Annotated in this window: 22 protein-coding genes; 8 read left to right on the top strand and 14 right to left on the bottom strand. The window is 61.5% G+C overall.

Translation table 11 applies throughout. The annotated features are described in order from the left end of the window. Positions 1-5 precede the first annotated feature (5 nt). Positions 6-1,004: an LLM class flavin-dependent oxidoreductase gene (locus tag VMA09_11805; protein ID HUA34284.1), complete on the top strand. Its 999-nt coding sequence runs from the start codon at positions 6-8 to the stop codon at positions 1,002-1,004. Between the two features lie 110 nt (positions 1,005-1,114). On the opposite strand, the gene VMA09_11810 is transcribed toward VMA09_11805, so the two are convergent. Beyond that, positions 1,115-1,921 (bottom strand): enoyl-CoA hydratase-related protein, encoded by an 807-nt coding sequence (locus tag VMA09_11810; protein ID HUA34285.1) that lies wholly within the window; start codon positions 1,919-1,921, stop codon positions 1,115-1,117. 135 nt (positions 1,922-2,056) lie between these two features. Here VMA09_11810 and VMA09_11815 point away from each other — a divergent pair, with 135 nt between their 5' ends. From VMA09_11815 to VMA09_11840, 6 genes are all read left to right on the top strand, one after another. Further along, positions 2,057-3,916, top strand: coding sequence for an ABC transporter ATP-binding protein (locus VMA09_11815; protein ID HUA34286.1), 1,860 nt, complete (start codon positions 2,057-2,059; stop codon positions 3,914-3,916). Beyond that, positions 3,909-5,888, top strand: coding sequence for an ABC transporter ATP-binding protein (locus VMA09_11820; protein HUA34287.1), 1,980 nt, complete (start codon positions 3,909-3,911; stop codon positions 5,886-5,888). Before VMA09_11815 ends, VMA09_11820 begins: the two co-directional genes overlap by 8 nt. A 77-nt stretch (positions 5,889-5,965) precedes the next feature. Then, entirely contained in the window at positions 5,966-7,456 is a 1,491-nt protein-coding gene (locus VMA09_11825; protein ID HUA34288.1) for a circularly permuted type 2 ATP-grasp protein, read from the top strand. Further along, positions 7,456-8,397, top strand: coding sequence for an alpha-E domain-containing protein (locus VMA09_11830; GenBank protein HUA34289.1), 942 nt, complete (start codon positions 7,456-7,458; stop codon positions 8,395-8,397). The genes VMA09_11825 and VMA09_11830 overlap by 1 nt, the downstream gene beginning before the upstream one ends. A gap of 6 nt (positions 8,398-8,403) precedes the next feature. Next, complete coding sequence (locus VMA09_11835) at positions 8,404-9,306, top strand: transglutaminase family protein (protein ID HUA34290.1); 903 nt, start codon at positions 8,404-8,406, stop codon at positions 9,304-9,306. A gap of 120 nt (positions 9,307-9,426) precedes the next feature. After that, positions 9,427-10,155: a tyrosine-protein phosphatase gene (locus VMA09_11840; GenBank protein HUA34291.1), complete on the top strand. Its 729-nt coding sequence runs from the start codon at positions 9,427-9,429 to the stop codon at positions 10,153-10,155. Between the two features lie 56 nt (positions 10,156-10,211). Here VMA09_11840 and VMA09_11845 read toward each other — a convergent pair whose 3' ends face one another. The 9 genes from VMA09_11845 to VMA09_11885 form a co-directional block, all read right to left on the bottom strand. Next, entirely contained in the window at positions 10,212-10,877 is a 666-nt protein-coding gene (locus VMA09_11845) for a zf-HC2 domain-containing protein (GenBank protein HUA34292.1), read from the bottom strand. Positions 10,878-11,135: 258 nt separating this feature from the next. Next, on the bottom strand, positions 11,136-11,732 hold the full coding sequence (locus VMA09_11850) for a YkgJ family cysteine cluster protein (protein ID HUA34293.1): 597 nt from the start codon (positions 11,730-11,732) through the stop codon (positions 11,136-11,138). 2 nt (positions 11,733-11,734) lie between these two features. Further along, entirely contained in the window at positions 11,735-12,634 is a 900-nt protein-coding gene (locus tag VMA09_11855) for a hypothetical protein (protein ID HUA34294.1), read from the bottom strand. Positions 12,635-12,708: 74 nt separating this feature from the next. Continuing rightward, positions 12,709-13,125, bottom strand: a complete 417-nt coding sequence (locus VMA09_11860) for a VOC family protein (GenBank protein ID HUA34295.1) — start codon at positions 13,123-13,125, stop codon at positions 12,709-12,711. Between the two features lie 14 nt (positions 13,126-13,139). Continuing rightward, positions 13,140-14,297, bottom strand: a complete 1,158-nt coding sequence (locus tag VMA09_11865; protein ID HUA34296.1) for an acyl-CoA dehydrogenase family protein — start codon at positions 14,295-14,297, stop codon at positions 13,140-13,142. A gap of 6 nt (positions 14,298-14,303) precedes the next feature. Beyond that, the gene (locus tag VMA09_11870; protein HUA34297.1) at positions 14,304-14,708 is read right to left on the bottom strand and encodes a cobalamin B12-binding domain-containing protein; all 405 of its coding nucleotides are present in this window, start codon (positions 14,706-14,708) and stop codon (positions 14,304-14,306) included. Beyond that, entirely contained in the window at positions 14,708-16,342 is a 1,635-nt protein-coding gene (locus VMA09_11875) for a methylmalonyl-CoA mutase family protein (protein HUA34298.1), read from the bottom strand. Before VMA09_11875 ends, VMA09_11870 begins: the two co-directional genes overlap by 1 nt. 8 nt (positions 16,343-16,350) lie before the next feature. Next, positions 16,351-17,496, bottom strand: coding sequence for an acyl-CoA dehydrogenase family protein (locus tag VMA09_11880; GenBank protein HUA34299.1), 1,146 nt, complete (start codon positions 17,494-17,496; stop codon positions 16,351-16,353). 167 nt (positions 17,497-17,663) lie between these two features. Further along, positions 17,664-18,443 (bottom strand): enoyl-CoA hydratase-related protein, encoded by a 780-nt coding sequence (locus VMA09_11885; protein HUA34300.1) that lies wholly within the window; start codon positions 18,441-18,443, stop codon positions 17,664-17,666. A 192-nt stretch (positions 18,444-18,635) separates the two neighbouring features. Here VMA09_11885 and VMA09_11890 point away from each other — a divergent pair, with 192 nt between their 5' ends. Beyond that, positions 18,636-19,094: a hypothetical protein gene (locus VMA09_11890; GenBank protein HUA34301.1), complete on the top strand. Its 459-nt coding sequence runs from the start codon at positions 18,636-18,638 to the stop codon at positions 19,092-19,094. 304 nt (positions 19,095-19,398) lie between these two features. Here VMA09_11890 and glpX read toward each other — a convergent pair whose 3' ends face one another. The 4 genes from glpX to VMA09_11910 are packed head-to-tail and all read right to left on the bottom strand — an operon-like array spanning position 19,399 to position 24,031. After that, positions 19,399-20,352 carry a class II fructose-bisphosphatase gene (gene glpX / locus VMA09_11895; protein ID HUA34302.1) on the bottom strand — a complete coding sequence of 318 codons (954 nt, stop codon included), beginning with the start codon at positions 20,350-20,352 and terminating at the stop codon, positions 19,399-19,401. Positions 20,353-20,366: 14 nt separating this feature from the next. After that, positions 20,367-21,593, bottom strand: coding sequence for a cofactor-independent phosphoglycerate mutase (locus VMA09_11900; protein HUA34303.1), 1,227 nt, complete (start codon positions 21,591-21,593; stop codon positions 20,367-20,369). A gap of 27 nt (positions 21,594-21,620) precedes the next feature. Further along, positions 21,621-22,721 (bottom strand): threonine synthase, encoded by a 1,101-nt coding sequence (gene thrC / locus VMA09_11905; protein HUA34304.1) that lies wholly within the window; start codon positions 22,719-22,721, stop codon positions 21,621-21,623. 2 nt (positions 22,722-22,723) lie between these two features. Then, positions 22,724-24,031, bottom strand: a complete 1,308-nt coding sequence (locus VMA09_11910) for a homoserine dehydrogenase (GenBank protein ID HUA34305.1) — start codon at positions 24,029-24,031, stop codon at positions 22,724-22,726. Between the last annotated feature and the right edge of the window lie 14 nt (positions 24,032-24,045).

The following is a 24,045-nucleotide window of genomic DNA, read 5'->3' on the forward strand; positions in this document are numbered from 1 at the left end:
CAATCGTGGCAAACAAACTTGGCTTGCAGACCTCGCTAACCAGCGGTCCCATGAACGAACGCTTCGCCCTGCTTAATGAAGCCGAAGAGGCGGGCTACACGTCGTTCTGGATCGCCGAAGTATCAGGCCCGGACGCGCTGGTCAGCCTCGGTGCGCTCGCGCTCAATTCGAGAAAGGCCGAGCTCGCGACCGGCGTCATCCCGATCCAGATTCGCACTCCGGGCGCGATGGCGATGAGCTTTCTCACCATCAACGAGTTCTCCGGCGGGCGTGCGATCGCGGGCCTCGGCGTGTCGAGCCCAATAATCGTTGAGCGCTGGCATGGCGCGTCGTATCGCAAACCGATCACGGCGATGCGCGAGTGCGTCACGATCATGCGCCAGCTCTTCAGCGAGGGCCGCTCGAAGTTCGCGGGCGAGGTTTACAAGTCTGATTTCCGCCTCGGGATGCGGATCACGGCGTCCCGTCCGCCGCGGATCTATCTGGCCGCGCTCAACGAGCCGATGCTGCATCTCGCGGGCGAAGTCGCCGACGGCGTTTTGATGAACTATTCGCCGCCCGAGGCGATTGCGCCGATGGTCGAGCAGATTCGGGCGGGCGCGATCGGCGCCGGGCGCGATCCCAACGCGGTTGATGTCGGAATCTACATCCGCATGTGTATCACGGAAGAGGAAGACAAGGCGGTCGACACTTTTCGACGCGAGCTCGCCGGCTATGCGTTCGTGGATAGCTACAACAAGATGTTCGCGCGCTACGGCCTCGCCGAGGAGTTCGAGCAAGTTCGCAAACTGTGGCGCGAAGGAAAACGCGACGAAGCGCCGCAGCAGATCAGCGAGGCCTCGTGCCGTAAGATCGCCGCCTTCGGACCGCCACAGGCCGGCCGCGACCTCGTCGCCCGCTTCCGCGCGGCCGGCGTAACCCATCCCGTCGTGTTCCCGATCGGCCCCGCCCAGACTGCCAAGCGCGATTATCCAAACACTGTAAGAGCGCTCGCCGGCGCCTGATACTGATTCTTTTTGAATCCCATCTCCTTATTGTCTGATCTCCTCTCCTTATCCTAGGAGAGGGGACCAGAAAGATACTGAGAGGCGCAGAAAGGGTGCTCACTGCGCGTTTATCTTCCTTTGTAAACCGGCTTGCGCTTTTCCATGAAGGCGCGGGGGCCTTCCTTGGCGTCTTCGGAGAGCATCACCTCGCGGGCGCATTCGTTTTCGATCTTGAATGCTTCCTCGTAGGGCCGGCCGGAGGTGCGGCGCACCGCTTCCTTGATTGCTTTCACCGCGAGCGGTCCGTTCTCTGCGATCGTCGCCGCCAGTTCTTCTGCTTTCGCGAGCAGCTTCTCCTGCGGCACGACGTAGTTAACGAGTCCGAGCCGCCACGCTTCGTTCGCGTCAATTCGATTACCCGTCAGGAGAATCTCCATCGCCTTGCAGTAAGGAATCTGACGTTGCAGACGCGCGAGCGAGCCGGCGCCCGGGATGATCGCCCACTTCACTTCCTGGAGCCCGAAGCTCGCATTCTCGGATGCGACGCGGAGGTCGGTGGCCTGGATGAATTCCATGCCGCCCGCGATACAAAAACCGTTGACCGCGGCGATTACGGGCTTTGAGGTATTGTAGCCGCGCAGCAGTGCGATATCGCTGAGCTTGCGCTTCGCCAGCAGCTTGCGATCCCATTCGTCCTCGGGCTTGCGCGCTTTCGTGAACAGCGGAATCAACTTGCCGAGATCGGCGCCCGCAGAGAATGCGACCTTGCCGGCGCCTGAAACGATCACGGCGCGCACGTCGTCATCCTTGTCGATCTCCTGCCAGGCCTCGCCGAGCCTGACGATAAGCTCGGGGTTGAATGAATTGTGGACTTCGGGACGATTGAAGGTGAGGTAGGCGATATGGTTGCGTTTTTCGAACAGGAGAGCCGGCATGACGAACTCCTCGCAGCGAATTTACTGCGGCGACGATAACATCGGCTGCCTTTACGGGGAACTTTCCCAGGCAGTATGATCCGGGCGTACACAATGGCTGAGCGCGCGCTCCAATGATGCAAGGTGCTGAATCTGATGCCCGTCTCTGAAATCGCAGCACCGCCCGCGCAAGAACTCAGCTTTCCCCATCCGCACCACATCCGCTCCCGCGACATCTTCCGGCTCTACAGCAGGATCTGGCCGTTCGTGAAGCCGTACCGGCGGCATCTGATGTTCCTGATGTTCGCGATCCTCCCCCTCGCGCTGCCGGTTGGGGTTATCGCGGTCGCGATCGCGCGCATCCTGTTCGACGTGATCGGCAACGGTCATCCACTAACGCGCATCGAGGCATTCCTGATCCATGCGCCGCTCGATGCGAGCCGCCAGACGGTCCTGATGCATCTGGTGGTCACTGCCGCAATCGTCGGCGCGATTGTGCTGCCGATCGTTGCGCTCGGTTACGGATATGTCGTCTGGATCCTCCAGCAGGTCACGAACCTCTTTCGCGTCGATCTCTACGCGCGCTTGCAGGATCTCAGCCTGCGCTTTCACGGCGAGGAGAAGATCGGCGACGCGATGTTCCGGATGTTCCAGGACTCGGCCGTCTTCTCGCGGGTGATCGCGACGCTGGTTATGCGGCCGCTGCTGGGCGTTCCGTTTATCGTCGCCGATCTGATCTGGCTCGCGCTTTTGAATCGTCCGATGGCGATACTGCTCGCGTTGCTCATCCCCGCCGCCATCGCGCTGGCGGTTTATTACAGCGCGAGCCTCAGACGCGCTTTCGTGACGGAACGCGAAGGGATGGCGCACGCAATTACCCGCATCGAAGAAACACTCGCCTCGATCAAAACGGTCAAGAGTTTTGGCACCGAAGAAAACGAGGGCGCAATCTACGCACGCGACAACTGGGACGCGTTCATGGCGGCGCGGCGGGCGCGCATGATGTTCGTGCGGTACAAGGTCATAAACAACACGATGCTAGGCATCGCGCAGATCGCGGCCATCTGGTTGGGCGCACGGCAGGTTCTCCTTGGGGGCGCGTTCCTGAGCGCCGCGGCCTCGCTCGGGACCTTCCAGGGAACGCTCGTCATCCTTAAGCGTTCCACCAAGCGCACCGCCGACCTGGTGAACGACTGGGGAGCGTTGCAGGACACGACGATCGCGATGGCGCGCGTGCTCGAGTTCCTCGCCACGCAAGGCGATTCCGAGTTGAAGAGCGGCTCGGAATTGCCACCATCGAAGATCGACGCGCTGCGCTTCGAGCGCGCCAGCTTCAGCTACGACGGCGGAGAGCCGGTGCTGCGCGACGTGAGTCTCGAGGCGCGCGCCGGCAAAATCACGGCGGTCGCGGGCGAAAGCGGCTCGGGCAAGAGCACGATGCTCAACCTGATGCTGAGATTCTTCGATCCCGCATCTGGAAAAATCACCGCGAACGGAATCGACATACGCGATTTTCAACTGGTTGCGTGGCGCGGAGTTATTTCCGTCGCGCTGCAGGAGAACCCGCTGTTCGCCGCATCGATTCGCGACAATATTGCCTATAGCAATCCGGCTGCATCGGAAGAGCAGATCCTGGTTGCGGCGCGGCGCGCGGGCCTCGAGCCGTATCTTCGCTCGCTTCCGGACAGACTCCACACGCTGCTTGGTGAGCAGGGATCGAAGCTTTCGACCGGGCAGGCACAACGAATCGGATTGGCGCGCGCCCTGCTCCGCGACGCGCAGATACTTCTGCTTGACGAGCCGACGGCCTCGCTCGACGGTGCTACCGAGCGCCAGGTCCTCGCGGGAATCCGCGAATGGATCGATGAAGCGCCGACGCGGATGGTGATTGTGGTGACGCATCGCGGCACGACTGCCGCGCTCGCCGACACGGTCTTTCGCCTCGACGCGGGCCAAATCGTCGCGAGCGATTCTGCTTCGCTCGATATAACGCTGGCCGGAGAGAGCAATGCCTGACGGCGAAGCGCGGCCGACACGTCTTTATCGCGACGAAACAGCCCCGCTCAGTGCCGCCGAGGCATGGCGCGTTCTGAAAAAGAGCTGGCCCTTCATCGCCGAGCATCGCCGCCTCGTGACGCTCAAGTGCTCGATCATTGCCTTCGCGCTGGTCTTCTATCTGCTCGGACCGTGGCCGATGAAGATCATCATCGACAACGTGATCGACGGGCATCCGCTGACCGGCCTGCCCGCGGCGATCCTGTTGCCGATCGTAGGTCCGGGACGATGGTCCCTGCTTACGGCGGTCATCGTGTTCTTAGGCTTCACCCTCGTTTTGATTGGTGCAGCGGGCGAGCAGCCGACCGGCCTCGATACCGAAGTTGGCGGTGGCAGCCTCGACCAGGCGGGATCGACTGGCAACGGTGCGAACGGCGGCGGCAGCGATTGGAACGGCCTGTTCGGGTATCTCGAAACGGCGATAACGATCGATCTCACGCAGCGCGTCAACCAGTCTGTACGAACTGCGGTGTACGATCGCTTCCTCGGCGCTCCACTGGCTGTTTACAACGATCAGAAAATCGGCGACGCGGTATTTCGCGCGATGAACGACAGCCAGTCGATCAACGACCTGCTCTACAACGGCATCGTGCGGCCGCTGCTGTCGTTGTTAACCTTTGTCTGCACGATTGTGATTCTGTGGGCCCAGTTCCGCAACGAGCCACTGATCCCGCTGATTGCCGCGCTGATGCTGCCGACGGTCGCGATCGGCTCGGGAATCTTTGGCCGGCTCTTTCGCAATCAGAATCAGCGGATGCGCGAGCGCGGCAGCGACGTGATGGCGGCCTTCGAAGAGCGCCTCGCTCACGTTCAGTTGATCAAGGCTTTCGGCCAGGAAGCCCGCGAAGCTTCAAATATCGACACCGCCAGCCGGCGCTCCTACACGGAGACGCTCAAGCTTATCGCGCTCATCATGGCGTGCGCGTTCGTCCTGGTCCCACTCGTCGCGATGCTCGCGGGCGTTGCCTTGTATCACCTGCTGCTCGAAGTGATTTACGGCCGCATCACATTGGGAGACGTCCTGCTCCTCGTCACCTATGGCGCAATGCTGATCGTACCGATGGGCTACATCGGCGTTACCTGGGCGAGCCTGCAGAGCGCGGTTTCCGGGATGCGCCGCGTGCATAGCGTGCTGGACAGCCTCGGCAGCGACAATAGCCTCAGCGGCAACGGCGCGATGCGGCAGTCGGTGACACAAATCGAGTTGAAGAATGTCGCGCTCGGATACAATGACGAACCGATCTTGCACGAGGTATCGCTGTTGATGCGGCGCGGCGAAATGATCGCGATCGCGGGTCCAAGCGGCGCCGGCAAGACCACGATCATCTATGCGATTCCGCGCTTCATCGAAACGCTCGCCGGCGATATTGATTTCGACGGACATTCGTCGCGAGCATTTTCGACTCGCGAGCTTCGGCGCCGCGTCGGCTTCGTCTTCCAGCAGGAGGCGCTGTTTTCCGCATCAATTGCCGACAACATCCGCTACGGCGTCCCAAATGCCTCGCTCGATGACGTAAAGGCGGCGGCGCGGGCGGCGGGCGCCGCGGATTTCATCGAGCAAATGCCTCAAGGATATGCGACGATGCTCGGCCGTCGTGGCGCACGGCTGTCCGTGGGTCAGAAGCAGCGCATCGCGATCGCGCGGGCGCTGCTGCGCAAGCCCGCGGTTCTGATTCTCGACGAGCCTACCGCTCCGCTGGATTCGGGCAGCGAGCACTCGCTGATGGCGACGCTGCGCGAGCTTGCACGTGATCGCATCGTGCTGATTGTCGCGCATCGCGCCAGTGCCATTGCGGCCTGCGATCGGGTATATTTTGTCGACCAGGGAACGATTGCCGCATCAGGGACGCATGCCGAGCTGCTGACCAAGTGGCCAGCCTACTCCCGCTATCTCGCAGGAATTCAGTCTGAAATCACCAGCCGAACGGCATAACGCTTGCTCATCCGAGCACGGGCTCGGATGCAAGCGCGACTAAATCGCACACATAGTCGGCACCGGGCGGAGGCTGGATGAGTACCACTGTAACCGAAATCAGCAAAGCGACGCCTCTTTGGGCGGCTTATCGGTCGCGCGATGGCGTCTTCGATGAGATGCTCGACATCTCGCGGCGCCCTGGCGCGGGATGCACAGGGATCGCCAACGCCCTGTTCTCAACTCCGCCGGATCGCCTCGCCGACCTCAGCGTGCGCGCCGAGCGGATGTTCCGCCGCATGGGCGTGACCTTCAACGTCTATGGCGAGGAAGCCGGCACGGAGCGCATCTTCCCTTTCGATCCGATACCCCGCGTGATTGACGCTGAGACCTGGCGCGAAATCGAAGCCGGACTGATCCAGCGCGTGAAGGCGCTCAACGCCTTCGTCGGCGACGTCTATGGCGAGGGCAACATCCTCAACGACGGTATCGTGCCGCGCGAGTTGGTGCTCGGATGCCCGCAGTTCAGGCGCGCCGCCGTCGGCATCCGTCCTCCGCACAACAACTTCGTGACCGTCGCGGGAATCGACCTCGTGCGCGGCAGCGACGGCCGATTCTACGTGCTCGAGGACAACGCGCGCACGCCGTCGGGCGTGTCATACGTCCTCGAGAATCGCCTGGTGATGACGCGCCTGATGCCCGACCTGATTCGCGCTTCACGCGTGCGCAGCGTCGAGCGCTATCCCGCCGACTTGCTCGAGAGCCTCAAGGAAATCGCACCGGGCGAGAAATCGAATCCGGTCGTTGCGCTGCTCACTCCCGGACCGTACAACTCAGCCTTCTTCGAACACGTTTTCCTCTCGCAGCAGATGGGTATCGAGCTGGTCGAGGGCCAGGACCTCGTCTGCGTTGATCACAAACTCTACTCGAAGACGGTTCACGGCCTGAAGCAGATCGACGTGCTGTACCGCCGTATCGACGACGACTTCCTCGATCCGCTGGTGTTCCGCCCTGACTCGCTGCTCGGCGTGCCGGGCCTCACGTCGGTGCTGCGCGCGGGCAATGCGACGGTCGCCAACGGTATTGGCACCGGAATCTGCGACGACAAGGCGATTTATGCCTACACGCCGGCGATGATCCGCTACTATTTCAACGAAGAGCCGATCCTGCCGATCGTCGAGACCTTCCTGCTGCGCAACCCCGACGTGTGCGACACCGTGCTCAAGAATCCCGAGCGCTACGTGATAAAGCCGACTGGCGCTTCGGGCGGCTATGGCGTAGTGATCGGTCCCAAGGCCGACGAGCGCGAGCTGGAAAAGGTGCGTCAACAAATTGTCAAGGATCCGGCTGCGTTCATCGCGCAACCCGTGGTGCAGCTTTCGGTGCATCCGACGATCATCCACGGCCGCGGCGATGCCTCGACGCGGCTGGGCCCGCGGCATATCGACTTCCGCCCCTTCATCCTGCTGGGTCAGAAGGCGCGAGTATTGCCGGGCGGACTCACGCGCGTGGCGCTGCGCGAAGGTTCGTTGATCGTGAACTCGTCGCAGGGCGGAGGGAGCAAGGACACCTGGGTGATCGAAGCCTAGTGCTGCGGCGCATCGCGAATCATCTGTTCTGGCTCTCGCGCAATCTTGAGCGCGCAGAGTGGCGGGCCCGCGTGGTCGATGTCAACTATCACCTGCTGATCGAGACGCCGCCGCGCGACGCGGCGCCGTGGGACCCTGTGCTCGCGATCTTCGGCGAGCGCCGCAACTTCGAGGAGCGTTACAACAGCGCCGACGAGATGTCGGTGCTGAATTTCATGACGCTCGACCTCGAAAATTCCAACTCGATTCGGAACTGCATCAATGTGGCACGCGAGAACGCGCGCGCGATTCGCCATCATATCTCCTCGGAGCTCTGGCTCGACATCAACACGCTTTTCCTGAGCGCCGCGGAATGGAAGCCCGAGATGTTCAGCTCGCCGGGCGTGTTCATGTTCTTTGCCGATCTGAAGGACTGCTTCTACCGGATCGCGGGAATCATGCAGAACACGATTCCGCGCGACCTTTCCTACGATTTCATGTGGCTCGGGATCATGATCGAGCGCGCCGAGGATGTGTCGCGGATGCTCGACGTGAAATATCACTTCCTGCTGCCGCGGCTCGAGGACGTGGGCGGGCCCATCGATTTGCTGCAGTGGGCGGCGGTTCTGCGCAGCGCGTCGGGCCTGGAGGCTTATCGCAAGCTCCACGGCAACAATATTCGCGTCGACAAGATCATTGATATACTGCTATTCGATCCTACGTTCCCGCGTTCGGCGCGATATGCGATCGAGGAAGTTGCGAGCGCGCTTGATCGTATCAGGCGGGGCTCGCCGCGCGAGGAAGGCGGGACGCCGGCGTTGGGCGAGCTAAGGCGCGAGCTTTTAGCGCGCCCGGCCAAGGATGTTCTCGAAAAGGGCTTGCACGAGTTCCTGCTTCGGATCCAGGATTCGTGCGAGGAGATATACGGTCAGCTATTCGACCAGTACCTCAAGACCGACTAATTCAAAATGCTGCTCCGGATTTGCCACACCACCAGCTTCAAGTATGAGAAGCCGGCGTATCAATCGCAAAATGAACTGCGGATGCGCCCGCTCGACTGGCGGCGTCAGCGCTGCCTCGAGTTCGAGCTCGTGATCGAGCCGCAAGGGTCGGTCTACGAGTTCACCGACTACTACGGAAATCATACGCATTCGATTTCGATCTACCCGCCGCACGAAACGCTGACCGTCAGTGCACGCTCACTCGTGGAGCGCGATCCGGAGCCGACCGAAGAGACCGAGCGGCTCGCCTTCGGCGAGTTCCTCACGCATGACGCCGAGCGCGTGAGCCGCGAGTTCGATTTTCTGAGCCCCAGCCATCACGTGCCGCACAGTCAGTCGCTGCGCAAATTCTTCTGGATGGCGCGGCCCGATCCTGATGAAGACGTCGCCGAATACACCGGGCGTATCGTGCGATTCATCCGCGATCAGTTCGCGTACGAGCCGGGTGTGACAGTCGTTCATTCGACCGCGGATGAAATTCTGCGCGTGGGCGGTGGTGTGTGCCAGGACTTCGCGCATCTGACGCTCGGCGTGCTGCGCCTTGCGGGAGTGCCCTCGCGATATGTCTCGGGCTATCTCGCGCCGCCGCCGGGCTCTCCGGGAATCGAGCAACTCGGCGCGCAGGCCAGTCACGCATGGGTCGAAGCGGAACTGCCGGGCCTCGGATGGGTCGGATTCGATCCGACGCACGGATGCCGTGCCGATGAGCGTCACATCCGCGTCGCCGTCGGACGCGACTATGCCGACGTTCCTCCGCTGCGCGGCGTGTATCGCAGTCAGGGCGCGACCCAGATCATGTCGGTCGATCTGACGATCGAACCGGTGTCATCGGCGCAATCGCAATCGCAGAAGCAGGTTCAGCAGCAATAAGTTGAGTCGCCTTCACGGCCTCGCAATCGCGCTTTAAGCAGAGTTTCACGCCCGCCGCAGGACGCGAACGGTTCCCAGCCAGCATCGGCTCCGGTTAGAATAGATTCGAGGCATGAAGCTTTGTCTGACGAAGCGAAGAATCCGAACAACACCGGTTTCCAGGCGCCCGAGCAGCGCGTCGTTATCGATTTCGACCTGCTGCGGCGGATGGCGGCGCAGAATTTTCGCGATCTCGGCGGGCATCCAGCGCACGAAGGCCGACGCGTACGCCGCGGCAAGCTGTTCCGCTCATCGCATTTATCGGAAGTGCCCGATCATTCGCCCGTCAAGCAGCTCCCGCTGAAGACGCTTGTGACTCTGCAAAGCCGGATGGAAGTGAAGCATCTCGGCACGCCCGTTCCGGCGACGCATCCGAACGTTCGGTGGGCGCACATCCCGATGGGCGACGAATGGTTCAATAACACCGGGTTTACGCGTATCAACTCGCAGCCTGGCAACGAGCACCTGGCGCTCGTGATGCATTTTCGTCACGACTGGCGCACGTTCTTCAAGCTCCTGGCGGAGCGCGACGTTTATCCCCTGCTCTTTCATTGCTCGGCGGGCCGCGATCGCACCGGAGTCGCCGCCGCGATGATCCTCTCAATGCTGGGCGTCGATCGTGAAAGAATCGTCGCCGACTTCCTCGCCAGCAATGAGACCTTTCCCCACGCTCCGCTGACGCCTGCCCAGCTCGATCCCGTTTTCGATCTTATAGACGAAAACGGCGGCATCGAAGGATTCATGAGCGACGTGATCGGTCTCGATCGCGCCGAACTCGAATCGATCCGCGAAGACCTGCTCGAAGATTGACTAGAAGCTTAGAGAACTCACCACAAAGAGCACAAAGACACCAAGGATACCGGCGACTAGCCCGCGGGATGGACGCGGCGGTCGACGCGGGCGGAGATCTGATGTGCCGGGCCAACGATCATCGAGGGTCGGATTCGGAGCAGCAACGACGTGCCCTGTGTTGAAGGCGCGGTGCTGTAGATGAACGCGTCTCCGGGTTTGACCCGGACCTCGGTCGTCATGGTGCGGTGGTGCCCGTCCATCAGCACCAGGCGCATCGCAATCGTATCGTCGTCGAGGGCGCGCGCGCGGACGCGAAGGATGTTGCCGTTGGGCAGCGGAAATGCCATCGCCTCGCCATGGACCGCTTGCTTGGCGCGATGAGCCACGACGCCATAGCCGAACCCCTGCTCGCTGATCGTCAAGACGGAATCGACACGAACATCGACGGGCCGCATCGCAACTCGAACTTTGCTCGGAACTCCACCGTGCATCGCGAGCAGGAAGAACAGCAGCACGACGAGCTTGCCGATCTTGTCCATGACTGAGCGGCTGAAGCCTTCGAGCTTGGGAATCTTGATAATCTTTTTGAGTTCGTTCCGCAGCAGCGAATAGTCGGCGAGGCGCGTGACGCAGATGGTACAGAGCGCGAGATGGGACTCGACCTGGCGGCGCGCCCACGGCTCAAGTTCGCCGTCGCCGAAGGCGCTGAGCATTACGCCGATTTCATTGCACTCGGCCATCTGACCGCTGCATTCCCTGATAGATCCGCCCAATCAACAAATAGACGGCGCGTTGTTTAGCAAAATTCACCTAGCCAAGCCCCGCGAAATTTCAGCTAACAGATTAGATTCGCCCGCAGGGTATGTTCAAGTACTGCGGCGCTTTATTTCGCTGCGGATTTTTTCGCGGCGCCCGTCGCAACCGCCCGGGGCAATTTCCGGCCTTTTGCGGCGTGGGCCTCAAGTTTCTCTGGCGCGTTCTTTCTCGAGCGTGAGCTTTCAACTAATGGAGGATTTCTCGGGAACACCGACATCAAAGTCTCCTTTTTCAAAGCCGACAATTCTTAGACTCCGCACCAGTCGCAACGGCAATCCGTAGACAGCGGCGAGCGCCGCGAGTGACGTCGCTTTTCTCGCCGTCAGTTCGGCGCGACGGGTACGAGCGAACCAACGGTCGGCAGCGTCGACCGAAAGACTGCCTTCATCGTGATCGAAGCTGGGCGATCGTTCCGCATACATCCAGAAGCTCTTCGGATCGGCAATCCATGGCCATCCTGCTGGTCCCGCTTTGCACATCAACGGTTTGAAGTCGTGAACGCTGCATCGCGAGTCTTTAAGAAACACGCAACCAGTGCCAGCGATGTCTCTTGCCAATCCAATTCGGTATTGGCCGCGGCCGTGGGCCATCCACTTCACCACAACACAGTACTGATTCAGGAATATCGGGATACTCAGGTCGAGACGATTCGCCAGACGCCTGACATCGTCACGATAAAGGAATACATGACCGCTCCAACGACAGCATGCGCCGCATTGTTCGCATCGGTGCCTTGAGAGCATTGCGAGGAGATCCGCATTGGCGTAGCGCGTGATCATCGCTATGCCGAATCCACAAAGCGATAACGCAATGAGTATTTGAGATTTTGTCTAGCCAGAGTGACATTCCACATCATCGAAGAACCATCGTCACTGAGCCGCGGCTTTTTCTGACGCTTGGTCTCGGAATCGTTTCGCGAATGGTCGGCGTTGAGAACATTAAATTCGTGCAGGACGATCTTGTAAGCGGGCGGAGCATGGATCGCGACATTGTAAGCGAGCGTATTGAAGCTCACCGAGCGCGCAAACTCGGTTCCCGCCGCTGTGAATGCTTCGGCTTCAACATCGCCGTTCGCCGTGATTCTGCATACTACAGTGCAATATTCACCGGCCGCGAAAGGCGGCGTGAACCGCGCCGTCTGATGATAGAATTCTATGTTTTTACCATCGATCAGATTCCAGGTCTCATGGACCGGTGCACCTATCATCTCTATCTGTGAGGCAGTGCGGGACTCTTGTTGAACTATTTGTGCGACGACGCTCCAATTGTCGAGAGCGTTCCAGTAACCGTCCTTGAAGGTCGAAAAATCCACGATTGGGCCGTCAGTACGATTAATGCACTTGCTCGTCTCAACTACGCTGTACGTTCGAGCGTCAGGCGGCGAATACTGCGCCTCCACTGTCACTTCGCGGCAGACTAGTTCATTGAGCTGAAATCGACTGGCGAGCAATGAGAAGTAGGCCCAGAAGGAAACCAGGATGGTAATCGCCAATGTCGCCAGCGAAGCATAATGGAGGATCAACTTCGCTTGCGGGGCGTCCTTAAACCAATGACTTCCCGCAACATCGCTGATGACGGAGATCCCTCCCGAAATCAGCACTAGTAGCCATTGGCTCCTATAACGATTGGCTAGCGCGGGAGCGGCCTTTGCCAGAATGTAAAGTTCTCGAAGAAATTGCATTCCCCCTCGCTATGAAATCAAAGTTCTCCTTTCGAAGTGGTTAGTCGAGATTCCCCGGAGCGTCAACCGAGGTTTCAGTTTGATCTAACCTTTCCCAGGCGGGCTTCGATTTCTGCCGGCGCAACGTCGTCGATATGAGTCGCGATCTGCCAGGTGTTGCCGGCGGGGTCGCGAATTGTCGCGCGGCGATCGCCATAATGCATGTCGCGCGGAGCGTCGATCGAAATCGCGCCGCCTTTCAGAGCGCGCGCGTAGGCTGCGTCAACGTCTGCCAGGTAGAGGTACAAGTAGGCGGGATTCGACGGCACCCCTTTGGTGATGCCGCTGACCATCACGATCGAATCGCCGATGCGAATCTCAGAGGGCCTGTTCTGATTGTAGGTTCCCGTCGCAGCGAACGCGTGCTTGAGAAACTCGACGAGTTGCGCAGGATCGTTGGCGACCAGGCGCGGGGTGACCGAATGCCATCCAGCGGGGATTGGTTTGGCCATCTCCCCTGCTCCGCTCAGAACGCCGGGTAGCCTTCCTTGAGTAGCGACTTGGCGATGATCATACGCTGGACTTCGCTGGTGCCTTCGCCAATCTCGGAGAGCTTGGCATCGCGCATAAAGCGCTCGACGGGAAAGTCGGTGACATAACCGTAGCCGCCGTGGATTTGCACCGCCTTGGTCGTCGACCACATCGCGGTTTCCGACGCGAACAGCTTCGCCATCGCGGCTTCGCGCGCGAACGGCTTGCCGGCGTCCTTGAGCGCGGCGGCGCGGCAAATCAGCGTCCACGACGCATCGATCCGCGTCGCCATGTCAGCGAACATCCACTGGATCGCCTGGAAGTCCGCAATTCTTTGCTCAAACTGCCTGCGCTCGAGCGCGTAGGTCCGCGCCTCTTCCATCGCGCCGCGCGCGATACCCATCGCAAAGCCGGCGATCCCGATGCGTCCGCCTTCAAGCACCTTCAGCGTCTGCCGATACCCCGCGCCCATCTCGCCTACGAGATTCCGTGCCGGCACCGTCACATTGTCGAAGATCACTTCCGCAGTATCTGACGCGCGCAATCCGAGCTTCTCGATACGGCGGCCATTGGAGAGGCCTTCGGTCTTGCGATCGACGATAAACGCCGAGACGCCGTCGCGGCCGCGAGCTTCGTCGGTCACCGCCATCACCACGTAAACGTCGCCGACGCTGCCGTTGGTGATGAACATCTTCGAGCCGTTGATGGTGAAGTTGTCGCCCTTGCGCACGGCCTTGGTGCGCATCGCAGCGGCATCCGAGCCCGAGCTCGGCTCAGTCAGACACCATGCCCCGAGCTTTTTTGCCGCGAGCATGTCGGGAACGTAATGCGCGCGATGCTCTTCGCTTGCGAACGAATGGATATGCCCGGTCGAAAGCGACATGTGCGCCGCCGCGGTCAGTCCAATCGACGCGTCATAGCGCGACAGTCCCTCGACGACCAGCGCTTGTGACAACGTGTCAGCACCGCCGCCGCCGTATTTTTCAGGGAACGCCACGCCAAGAAAACCGAGCTGGCCGAGCTGCTCGATGATATGGCGCGGGAAAATCTCTTCCTTGTCCCACTTGGTCGAGTGCGGCTTGATCTCGCGCTCGGCGAACTCCGCGAGCGTCTCGCGGATCTGGCGCTGCTCGTCTGTCAGATCGAAATTCATCGGATGCTACTGGCGCGGCTGCACGTTCTCGCGCACCCACTTCACGATGTCCTCGGTCGAAGCGCCCGGCGTAAAGATCTCCCTGACGCCCACCTCGCGCAGCTTCTTCGCATCATCGTCGGGTATGATCCCGCCGCCGAAGACCGCGACATCGCCCGCGCCGCGCTCCTTGAGCTGGCGCATCACCTCGGGAAAGAGCGTCATGTGCGCGCCCGACAGCACGCTGAGGCCGACAGCGTCGGCATCTTCCTGCACGACGGCCTGCGCGATCATCTCGGGCGTCTGATGGAGCCCGGTGTAGATAACTTCGAAGCCGCCATCACGCAGCGCGCGCGCGATAATCTTCGCGCCGCGATCGTGTCCGTCGAGCCCGGGTTTCGCCACCACAATTCTGAGTCGTTTGTCCGCCATTAGAGCCAGCCTGGATCGGTGTACACACCGAATTCGCTTCTGAAGATATCGCTGATCTCGCCGACTGTCGCCTCGCGGCGCACCGCCTCGCAGATCGGTTCCATGAGATTCTCGCCCGAGCGGCAGGCCTCGGCGACGCGGCGCAGCGCATCCTTGTGCGCGCTCGCGTCGCGATCGCGCTTCATCTTACGCACGCGCTGAACCTGCTTTTCCTCAATCGCGGCATCGATCTTGAGCGTCTCGATCGGAATCTCTTCCGGAATCGAATACTTGTTCACGCCAACGACGACCTTCACGTCCTTCTCGAGCTGGCGCTGGTAATGGAACGCGGCCTCGGCGATCTCGCGCTGCGGATAGCCGGTCTCGACCGCTTTGATCATACCGCCCATCTCGTCGATTTTGTTGATGTAGTCGAAGGCTTCGCGCTCCATGCGATCGGTGAGCGCCTCGACCGCGTAGCTGCCGCCCATCGGATCGATCGTGTTGGTGACGCCAGTTTCTTCGGCGATGATCTGCTGCGTGCGCAGCGCGACCATCACGGCCTGCTCGGTCGGCAGCGCCAGCGTCTCGTCCATCGAATTGGTGTGCAGCGACTGCACGCCGCCCATCACACCCGCGAGCGCCTGGATCGCAACGCGCACGACGTTGTTGAGCGGCTGCTGCGCGGTGAGCGAGGCGCCCGCCGTCTGCGCATGAGTCCGCAGCAGGAGCGAGCGCGGATTCTTCGCGCCGAAACGCTCCTTCATGATCGTCGCCCACATCCGGCGCGCCGCGCGGAGCTTGGCGACCTCCTCGAGGAAGTCGTTGTGGATATTCCAGAAGAACGAGAGGCGCTGCGCAAAGTCATCGACGTTGAGGCCGCGCTTGATCGCCTCTTCGACGTAGCAGATACCGTCGGCGATCGTGAATGCGAGTTCCTGCACCGCGGTCGAGCCGGCCTCGCGGATGTGGTAGCCGGAGATCGAAACCGCGTGCCAGCGCGGGACTTTGCGTGCGCAGAACTCGATCATGTCGGTGACGACGCGAAGCGCTGGACGCGGCGGGCAGATCCATTCCTTCTGCGCGATATACTCTTTCAGCATATCGTTTTGGATCGTGCCGCCGACTTTCTCCCACGGGATTCCGTTTTTCTCGGCGACGACGAGGTACATCGCGAGCAGGACCGACGCCGAGCAGTTGACGGTCATCGAGGTCGTGACTTTGTCGAGCGGGATCTTGTCGAAGAGCCGCGCCATGTCGTGGACGGAGCTGACCGAGACGCCTTCGCGGCCGACTTCGCCGAGGGCGCGCTCATGATCGGCGTCGTAGCCCATCAGCGTCGGCATATCGAACGCCGTAGAGAGACCATCCTGGCCCTGGCCGAGCAGGAAGTGGAAGCGGCGGTTCGTATCCTCGGCGAGGCCGAAGCCGGCAAACTGGCGCATCGTCCAGAAGCGCCCGCGATACATCGAGCCGTAAACGCCGCGCGTGTACGGATACTCGCCCGGGTAGCCGATCTTCTCGTCGGCGTTGCCGGTCACGTCGGCGGCGGTGTAGAGCGGATCGAGTTCCATATCGGACACGGTTGAGAACCGGGCCGGGCGCTCGCTCGCCTGTTTGTAGGTAGATTCGAACCAGCTGTTCTTTCTGTCCACGGCTGACCTCATCGATTCCCGAGCACCTGGCCGGCAATCACCAGGCGCTGAATCTCGGAAGTTCCTTCGTAAATTTCGGTAATCTTCGCGTCGCGAAAATAGCGCTCGACCTTAAATTCCTTGGTGTAGCCGTAACCGCCGTGAATCTGCACCGCTTCGGTCGCAGCCTTCATCGCAGTTTCGGAGGCGAACAGCTTCGCCATCGCGGATTCCTTCGAGCATGACACGCCGCGATCCTTGAGCGTCGCCGCCCGCAGCGCCAGGAGCCGCGCCGCATCGACCGATACCGCCATGTCGGCGAGCTTCCACTGGATCGCCTGGTAGCTCGTGAGCGGCTTGCCGAAAGTCAATCGTTCGCCGGCGTACTTGAGCGACGCTTCGAGCGAGGCGCGCCCGATTCCGATCGCCTGCGCGGCGATTCCGATTCGGCCGCCGTCGAGCGTTTTCATCGCGACCTTGAAGCCCTCGCCTTCATTCAGGATCAGGTTGTCGCGCGGCACGCGCATATCGGTGAAGCTGAGCTGCGCCGAATGAGCGCCGTGGATTCCCATCTTGTCTTCGACGCGCGTCACGGCCCATCCGGGCGAAGAGGTCTCGACGGCGAACGCGCTGATACCCTTGTTGCCCTTCTCGGGATGCGTCATCGCGAACACAATTGCGACACCGGCCTGAGGCGCATTGGTGATGAAATTCTTGGTGCCGTTGATGACGTACGAATCGCCATCGCGGACGGCGCGCGTCTTCTGTCCCGCGGCGTCGGAGCCGGCCTGCGGCTCGGTGAGCGCGAAGCATCCGAGCCATTCTCCCGTCGCCATCTTTGGCAGGAAATGTTTTTTCTGCTGCTCCGATGCAAGCCCGAGAATCGGCCACGAGGCGAGCGACGAGTGCGCCGACACGATCACGCAGGTCGACGCGCATTCGACGGCAAGCTCTTCGAGCACGAGCGCATACGCAACGTGATCGAGGCCCGCGCCGCCGTACTCCTCGGGAATGAAGATGCCGAGCATGCCGAGCTTCGAGAGCTCAGCGATCGCCGCGGCAGGATAGCGATGGGTGCGATCGGCTTCGACGCCGATCGGGCCGAGCTTTTCGCGCGCGAATCGGCGCGCAGTGTCGCGCGCGCCTTGTTGTGCTTCGGTAAGTTCCAGTTCCATTTCAAACGACGCGCCGCGCACGCGATCTGACCGTTCGAGGAAACGCGCCAATGCGTCGATAAACAATTAGCTCAGTCGACGCGCAGAATCGATAGAAACGCGACGGCATCGGCGCGAAATGTCTGAACAATCGTTCAGACTATGCGCTCAGAATCCGGATTGCTTACTTACTGATGCTTCCATGCCGGCTGGCGCTTTTCGACGAATGCCGTCGTGCCTTCGACACGATCGGCGCTGGCGAAGGTAACGCCGAACGCTTCCTGCTCAAAGCGCAGACCGGCATCCTGCTCCATCGTGATGGCGGCACGGAGCGCGGCTTTCGCCTGGCGTAGCGCGAACGCTGATTTGGTGACGAGCTTGTCGGCGAGCTGACGCGCCGTCGTCATCAGTTGATCGGCGGGCACGACCTGGTTGGCGAGGCCCCATTCGAGGGCGGTCTTCGCATCGAACATCTCGCCGGTCATGATCAGTTCGCGCGCCTTGTTGTGGCCGATTCGATGCGGCAGGCGCTGCGTGCCGCCAAAGCCAGGAATCAGGCCGAGGTTTATCTCGGGCTGACCGAAGCGCGCCTTTTCGCTCGCGATGATCAGATCGCAGGCGAGCGCCAGCTCGAGGCCGCCACCGAGCGCAAAGCCGTTGACCGCCGCGATCACGGGAATCGCGAGGTCCTCGAAACTTTCCATCACGCGATGACCGAGGCGGCCAAATTCCAGGCCATCGGTTGCGGACATCTTAGACATAGCCGCGATATCGGCGCCGGCGACGAAAGCGCGATCCCCCGCGCCGGTGACGATCAGCACGCGCACGCTCGGATCGTGGCGCACCTCGCGAATTACGCGCGAGATTTCCTCGAGCACGTTGCGATTGAGCGCGTTCAAGGCATTCGGGCGATTGACAGTCAGCGTCGCAACCGCAGCTTTTTCGAAAACGATGTCTTTCAGTTCCATCGGAAAACTCCTCGCTTCTATTTCGCAGGCGCGCGGCCCAATCGCCAGGCCCTGCATCCTTAATCCACTATGCTGAACCAGGGATCAATGCTCGCGGTGGAAAGCACCTCCGAAGCGTTGGCGACGGTGCGCCCTCAGCCGCGTGGCGGATTCGGGCTTGCGCGATACTTGAGGCCACGAAAAAATGCGCGCGTGGCAACTTCAGGGATTCGTTCGTTCGTCGCGGCTCTAGGCTTGCTGGCTTTCTCGGTCGCTATTGCGGCCTGCCCTTCGCCCGCGGAGAAGGTCGAGCAGAACATCAACACCAAGGCTGACGAGAGCTGCAAGTCCGGCAACGAAGCCGCCTGCCACACGATCATCCAGGTGATGGGACCCTCGCATATCGCGATCGAATCGACGCTGGCGCTCGATGCGACCGCCGATCAGTGCAAGCAGAAAAACCAGGACGCATGCGAGCAACTCGCCGCCATGCATGCGGAGCTGAGCTCATGGTGTTCGAGCGGTAACACGAGAGCGTGCGCGGAGTTGCAGAGCGACAAATGGCCCAAGGACTGGGATGAGGCCGCGCTGCTCGACGCCGCGCGCATCAAATGCGTAAGCGGCGAGCTCAAGAAAGTGTCCCCCACCTGCAAAGCGCTTAATGACATGTAGTTCGTGTTAGACTAGTCGAACTAGCCAACAAGTCGACTTCAAGGCCCCCACAGATCGTCACGCGATTTTCCAACCTCGACTTGAAGTACTACATGGATGAAGCTTCGAGCGGGATTCTGTGGATTTGCGATGGCTGTGGGTGGAGGCTACGGCTCAAACCCGACGCTTGGCCGCCCAGCGAACATTCCGAGGAGTTCATTCTCGCCCATTGGCCCGACAGTCCTCGCGACCTAACCCTCTACGAAGCATCGTTCATCCCGCGCTGCGGAGATCCGCGTTGGCGCCGCTTGGCCTGACGTAGCGCTTAATACTCGGGCTTGAAGTCGAAATGGTGGATGGCTTCGATGAAGCGGATGGTGCGGGTTTTGGAGCGCATCACGACGCTGTTGGTCATTGCGCCGCCGGAGAAGAAGCGCACGCCGCGCAGGTAGTCTCCCGTCGTGACGCCGGTCGCGGCGAACATCACGTTGTCGCCGGCCAGTTCCTCGAGCGTGTAGCGATGCTTGAGGTCCATGATGCCCATCTTGAGGCATGCTTCGGCTTCGTCGGAGTTGCGCGGCACGAAGCGGCACTGCATCTCGCCGCCCGCGGAGCGAATCGCGGCCGCGGCGAGCACGCCCTGATGTGCGCCGCCAACGCCGATCAGCATGTCGATTTCGCTTTCGGGACGGGTCGTCGCGATCGCGGCTGACAAATCGCCGGCGCTCAGCATCTTGATACCGGCGCCCGCGCGGCGGACCTCGGCAATCAGCTTCTCATGGCGCGGGCGATCGAGGATCGCGATTCGCAAGTCTTCGACATAGACGTTTTTCGCTTCCGCCAGCGCTTTCAGGTTGTCGCCCGGCGAGCGGTCGATGTCTATCACGCCCTTGCCCGCGGGGCCGGTTGCGATTTTGTCCATGTAGGTGTCGGGGCAGAGCAGGATCTTGCCGCGCTCGGCGAGCGCGACGCACGAAAGCGCGTTGGGGCCGCCGGTCGCCGTGATGATCGAGCCCTCGAGCGCGTCGAGCGCGACATCGACTTCGGTTCCCGCGCCGGTGCCGACGATTTCTCCCGAGTAGAGCAGCTCGACGTCGTCCTGGGTGCCTTCGCCGATGACGACCTTGCCGTCCATCGCGACCGAGTTGAGCGCCTTGCGCATCGCCTCGCCCGCGGCGCGATCGGCCATGCGCTCGTCGCCCTTGCCGATGAAGCGGGACGCAGCTAGAGCGGCGGCTTCGGTCGCGCGTACAACTTCGAGGGCAAGATTGCGCTCCATTCAGAGGTCTCCCTTTAGTTCGTTCCCAAACGGCTGCGATCGAACATCGTGCCGAGCAATTCGTATCCGTGGTCGAAACTGATTCCGGTTTTCTGGCCGTCGGCCTCGGTGTACCGCCGGGCGTTGCCGGATGCGGCGCGGAATTGACTTGCAGTCATCATCGCAAACGGCACCGGCTCGGACGAATGGGTCTTGAGCTTGCTCGGCGTCGCGTGATCGGGCATCAGCAGGATCGTAAAGTCGCCCATCGCGTCGAGCCCCTTCAGCATCGGGCCGATGATCAGCTCGTCGATGCGCTCGATCGCTTCCTTCTTGAGATCGGCGCGGCCCATGTGACCAGCCTCGTCGGGCGCCTCGATATGAAGGAGCAGGAAGTCTCGCGACTTCAGCGCTTCGAGACCGTAACGGCCCTTCGCCGCGTAGTCGGTGTCGAGAAACCCGGTCGCGCCGGGAACTTTGATCAATTGAAGTCCCGCGAGACGCCCAAGACCGTTCACGAGGTCGACCGCCGAGATCACCGAGCCGTCGACGCCGAAGCGCTCCTTGAGCGTCGGCACCGCGGGGCGCGTGCCCTGCCCCCAGAACCAGATCGACGTGGCTTCGGGCTTACCGGCGGCGCGCCGCGCCTTGTTCACCGGATGATCTTTGAGGATATCGGCGGCGCGCGTCATCAGATCGCGCAGGAGATCGGCGCCCTCGCCTTTCGGCAGGCTCGATTCGGCGTCCTTGCCGGTGATGTCGTGCGGAGGCGTGAGATTGGTGCGCGTCGTGCCGCCATGCCAGAGCATCAGATGGCGGTAGCTGACGCCGTTGTGAAACTCGATCGCGTCGCCGCCGAGCTTCTTATTTATATCTGTGACGATCTGCGCCGCTTCCTCGCTCGTGATGTGGCCCGAGGTGAAGTCGTTCATCGTGCGCGCGCCGCCGTCGCCGGGACCTATTGACACGAGATTCATGCGGAACACGACGTCGCTCGGCGCCATCTCGATTCCCTGGCTGGCGGCCTCGATCGGCGCGCGCCCGGTGTGATAGCGCGCGGGATCGTAGCCGAGCATCGTCATGGTGCCAACGTCGCTGCCCGAGGGCATCCCCTTGGGAATAGTCGCGACCATGCCGAGCGTGCCGCGCGTCGCGAGCAAATCCATGTTGGGCTTGTTGGCAGCCTCGAGCGGAGTCTTGCCGCCGAGCACGTCGCACGCCCAGTCGGCCATCCCGTCGCCGTGTATGATGACGTATTTCATCGCTTGGAATCGTCCGTGATTGTGCGCCTAATCGCCATCGATGATCTTCATCACCTTGTTGAGGTCCGGCTCGCAGACAATCGTGTTGCTGAGATTCTTGAGCGCAGTGTCGGGATCCTTGAGGCCGTGGCCGGTGAGAGTACAGACGACTACGGACCCCGGTTTGATTCCGCCCGTCGCGCCGAATTTCAACAGGCCGGCGACTGAGGCCGCGGAGGCAGGCTCGGCAAAAACGCCGCCCGTCGCGATCAGCCGATACGCCGCGAGGATCTCCGCGTCGGTAACCATGTCGATGATCCCGCCGGATTCGTCGCGCGCGGCCGTCGCGCTCTTCCAGGACGCCGGATTGCCAATTTTGATCGCGGTCGCGACGGTATGCGGATCGTCAATCGGATGGCCGACGACGATCGGTGCGGATTCCGCCGCCTGGTAGCCCATCATCTTCGGAACCCGAGTCGCGAAACCTTCCTGCTTGTACTCCTGGTAGCCAGCCCAGTACGCGGTGATATTACCGGCGTTGCCGACGGGCAGGAAATGATGCGTCGGAGCGTCGCCGAGCTGGTCGCAAATCTCAAACGCGGCGGTCTTCTGCCCCGCGATACGATCGGGATTGACGCTGTTCACGAGGCGAATCCGCAGGGGGTCGCGCTCGGCGAGATCGCGCACGACCTTCAAGCAGATGTCGAAGTTGCCGATAATTTCGAGCACGCGCGCGCCATGCATCACGCTTTGCGACAGCTTGCCAAGCGCGACCGATCCTTTGGGAATCAGAACATATGCTTTAATTCCGGCGCGGCCCGCATACGCCGCCGCCGATGCGGCGGTATTGCCGGTCGAAGCGCAGATGACGGCCTTGGCGCCCTCGCCCACCGCTTTCGACACGGCGACCGTCATCCCGCGGTCTTTGAATGATCCGGTGGGATTGGCGCCGTCATACTTAAAGTAAACCTTTATATCTGGGCCGATGCGCTCCGCCAGCGCCGGCGCCTCGATCAGCGGCGTGTTACCTTCGTTGAGCGTGATGACGGGCGTCGAATCGGTGACGGGCAGGAAGCGGCGGTAATGCTCGATCAGTCCGCGCCAGTAAAACAGACGCGGCTCGGAATCCTTGTTTTTCGCGGCGGCCATTACTAAAGCTGCTCCTCGATTCGAATGAAGGCGGGCGGCTCGTCCACGATTCCGCGGCGGCGAATCTCGCTCAGCGCACGCTTCAAGTTGCGCTCGGGCGATTCATGCGTGCGCATGATTACCGGCACGGTCCGCTCAGCCTCGCGGCCCTTTTGTATCACCGTCGCGATCGAAATTCCCCGCTTGCCCAGCTCCTGCGCGATCGCCCCCAGGACGCCGGGCTTATCCCGCGCCATGAAACGCAGGTAGTACTCGAATACCACGTCGTCCATCGGCTGGACACTAGCCCGCTTGATCATCCCGACCGGCAGCCCCAGCGCATGGCCGCGCGCACCGCCGTTCGATGAGCGATGGCGCGCAATCTCGAGAACGTCGGCCATCACCGCTGTTGCCGTCGGCAGCTCGCCCGCGCCGAGCCCGGAGTACATCGTCCAGCCCAGAGCCTCGCCGTGGATATACATCGCGTTGAAGGCGCCGCCGACGCTCGCCAGCAGATGCCGCGCCGGGAGCATCGTGGGATGCACGCGGGCTTCGATCGAGCCGTCGTTGTCCTTGGCAATCGCGAGCAGCTTGATCACGAAGCCGAGCTCGCGCGCGTACGCGATGTCCGACTGCGTGATCTTCGTGATTCCTTCCGTGTAAACCTGCTTGGGCGTGAGCAGCGTGCCGAACGCGAGCGTCACCAGGAGACAAAGCTTGTGCGCAGCGTCGTGACCTTCGATATCGAGGGCTGGATTCGCTTCGGCGAGGCCCTTTTTCTGCGCATCGGCGAGCGCGGTCTCGAACTCGATACCTTCCTCAGTCATCGTCGTGAGAATCGAGTTGCAGGTGCCGTTGACGATTCCATAAACGGCGCGCTGGCGATCGCCTGCGAGTGATTGCTTGAGCGTGCGGATAATCGGCACTCCTCCGCCGACGCTGGCCTCGAAGCCGACCGCGAGTCCGTGCTTCGCCGCCGCCTGAAAAATCTCGGGTCCGTGCTCCGCGAGCAGAGCCTTGTTGCCCGTGACGACGTCCTTGCCGGCAGCGAGCGCCTTGAGAATCAGCGAGCGGGCAGGCTCCACGCCGCCGAACAGTTCGACGACGATATCGACATCGTCGCGCACGACAAGTGCCGCGCTGTCACGAGTGATCAGCTTGGAAGTAATGCCGAGAGATGGAATCGGCTTGAGACTGCGATCGGCGATCGCGACTAATTCGAGCGGCGCGCCGAGCTTGTTCTCGTATGCCGCGGCATGACGTCGCAACAGCTTAACGACGCCGCCGCCGACCGTACCGCATCCGAGCAGGGCTAGTCTTACAGGTTTCACCGGTGACCCTGGCA

It is taken from the genome of Candidatus Binataceae bacterium, from assembly GCA_035508495.1.
Lineage (GTDB): Bacteria > Desulfobacterota > Binatia > Binatales > Binataceae > JASHPB01.

Coding starts and splice junctions, on each gene's coding strand:
- VMA09_11825 (HUA34288.1), top strand. CDS start 5,966: ATGAGTACCACTGTAACCGAAATCAGCAAAGCGACGCCTCTTTGGGCG.
- VMA09_11845 (HUA34292.1), bottom strand. CDS start 10,877: ATGGCCGAGTGCAATGAAATCGGCGTAATGCTCAGCGCCTTCGGCGAC.
- VMA09_11855 (HUA34294.1), bottom strand. CDS start 12,634: ATGCAATTTCTTCGAGAACTTTACATTCTGGCAAAGGCCGCTCCCGCG.
- VMA09_11835 (HUA34290.1), top strand. CDS start 8,404: ATGCTGCTCCGGATTTGCCACACCACCAGCTTCAAGTATGAGAAGCCG.
- VMA09_11820 (HUA34287.1), top strand. CDS start 3,909: ATGCCTGACGGCGAAGCGCGGCCGACACGTCTTTATCGCGACGAAACA.
- VMA09_11850 (HUA34293.1), bottom strand. CDS start 11,732: ATGATCACGCGCTACGCCAATGCGGATCTCCTCGCAATGCTCTCAAGG.
- VMA09_11885 (HUA34300.1), bottom strand. CDS start 18,443: ATGGAACTGAAAGACATCGTTTTCGAAAAAGCTGCGGTTGCGACGCTG.
- glpX (HUA34302.1), bottom strand. CDS start 20,352: ATGGAGCGCAATCTTGCCCTCGAAGTTGTACGCGCGACCGAAGCCGCC.
- thrC (HUA34304.1), bottom strand. CDS start 22,721: ATGGCCGCCGCGAAAAACAAGGATTCCGAGCCGCGTCTGTTTTACTGG.
- VMA09_11810 (HUA34285.1), bottom strand. CDS start 1,921: ATGCCGGCTCTCCTGTTCGAAAAACGCAACCATATCGCCTACCTCACC.
- VMA09_11865 (HUA34296.1), bottom strand. CDS start 14,297: ATGAATTTCGATCTGACAGACGAGCAGCGCCAGATCCGCGAGACGCTC.
- VMA09_11870 (HUA34297.1), bottom strand. CDS start 14,708: ATGGCGGACAAACGACTCAGAATTGTGGTGGCGAAACCCGGGCTCGAC.
- VMA09_11900 (HUA34303.1), bottom strand. CDS start 21,593: ATGAAATACGTCATCATACACGGCGACGGGATGGCCGACTGGGCGTGC.
- VMA09_11815 (HUA34286.1), top strand. CDS start 2,057: ATGCCCGTCTCTGAAATCGCAGCACCGCCCGCGCAAGAACTCAGCTTT.
- VMA09_11860 (HUA34295.1), bottom strand. CDS start 13,125: ATGGCCAAACCAATCCCCGCTGGATGGCATTCGGTCACCCCGCGCCTG.
- VMA09_11880 (HUA34299.1), bottom strand. CDS start 17,496: ATGGAACTGGAACTTACCGAAGCACAACAAGGCGCGCGCGACACTGCG.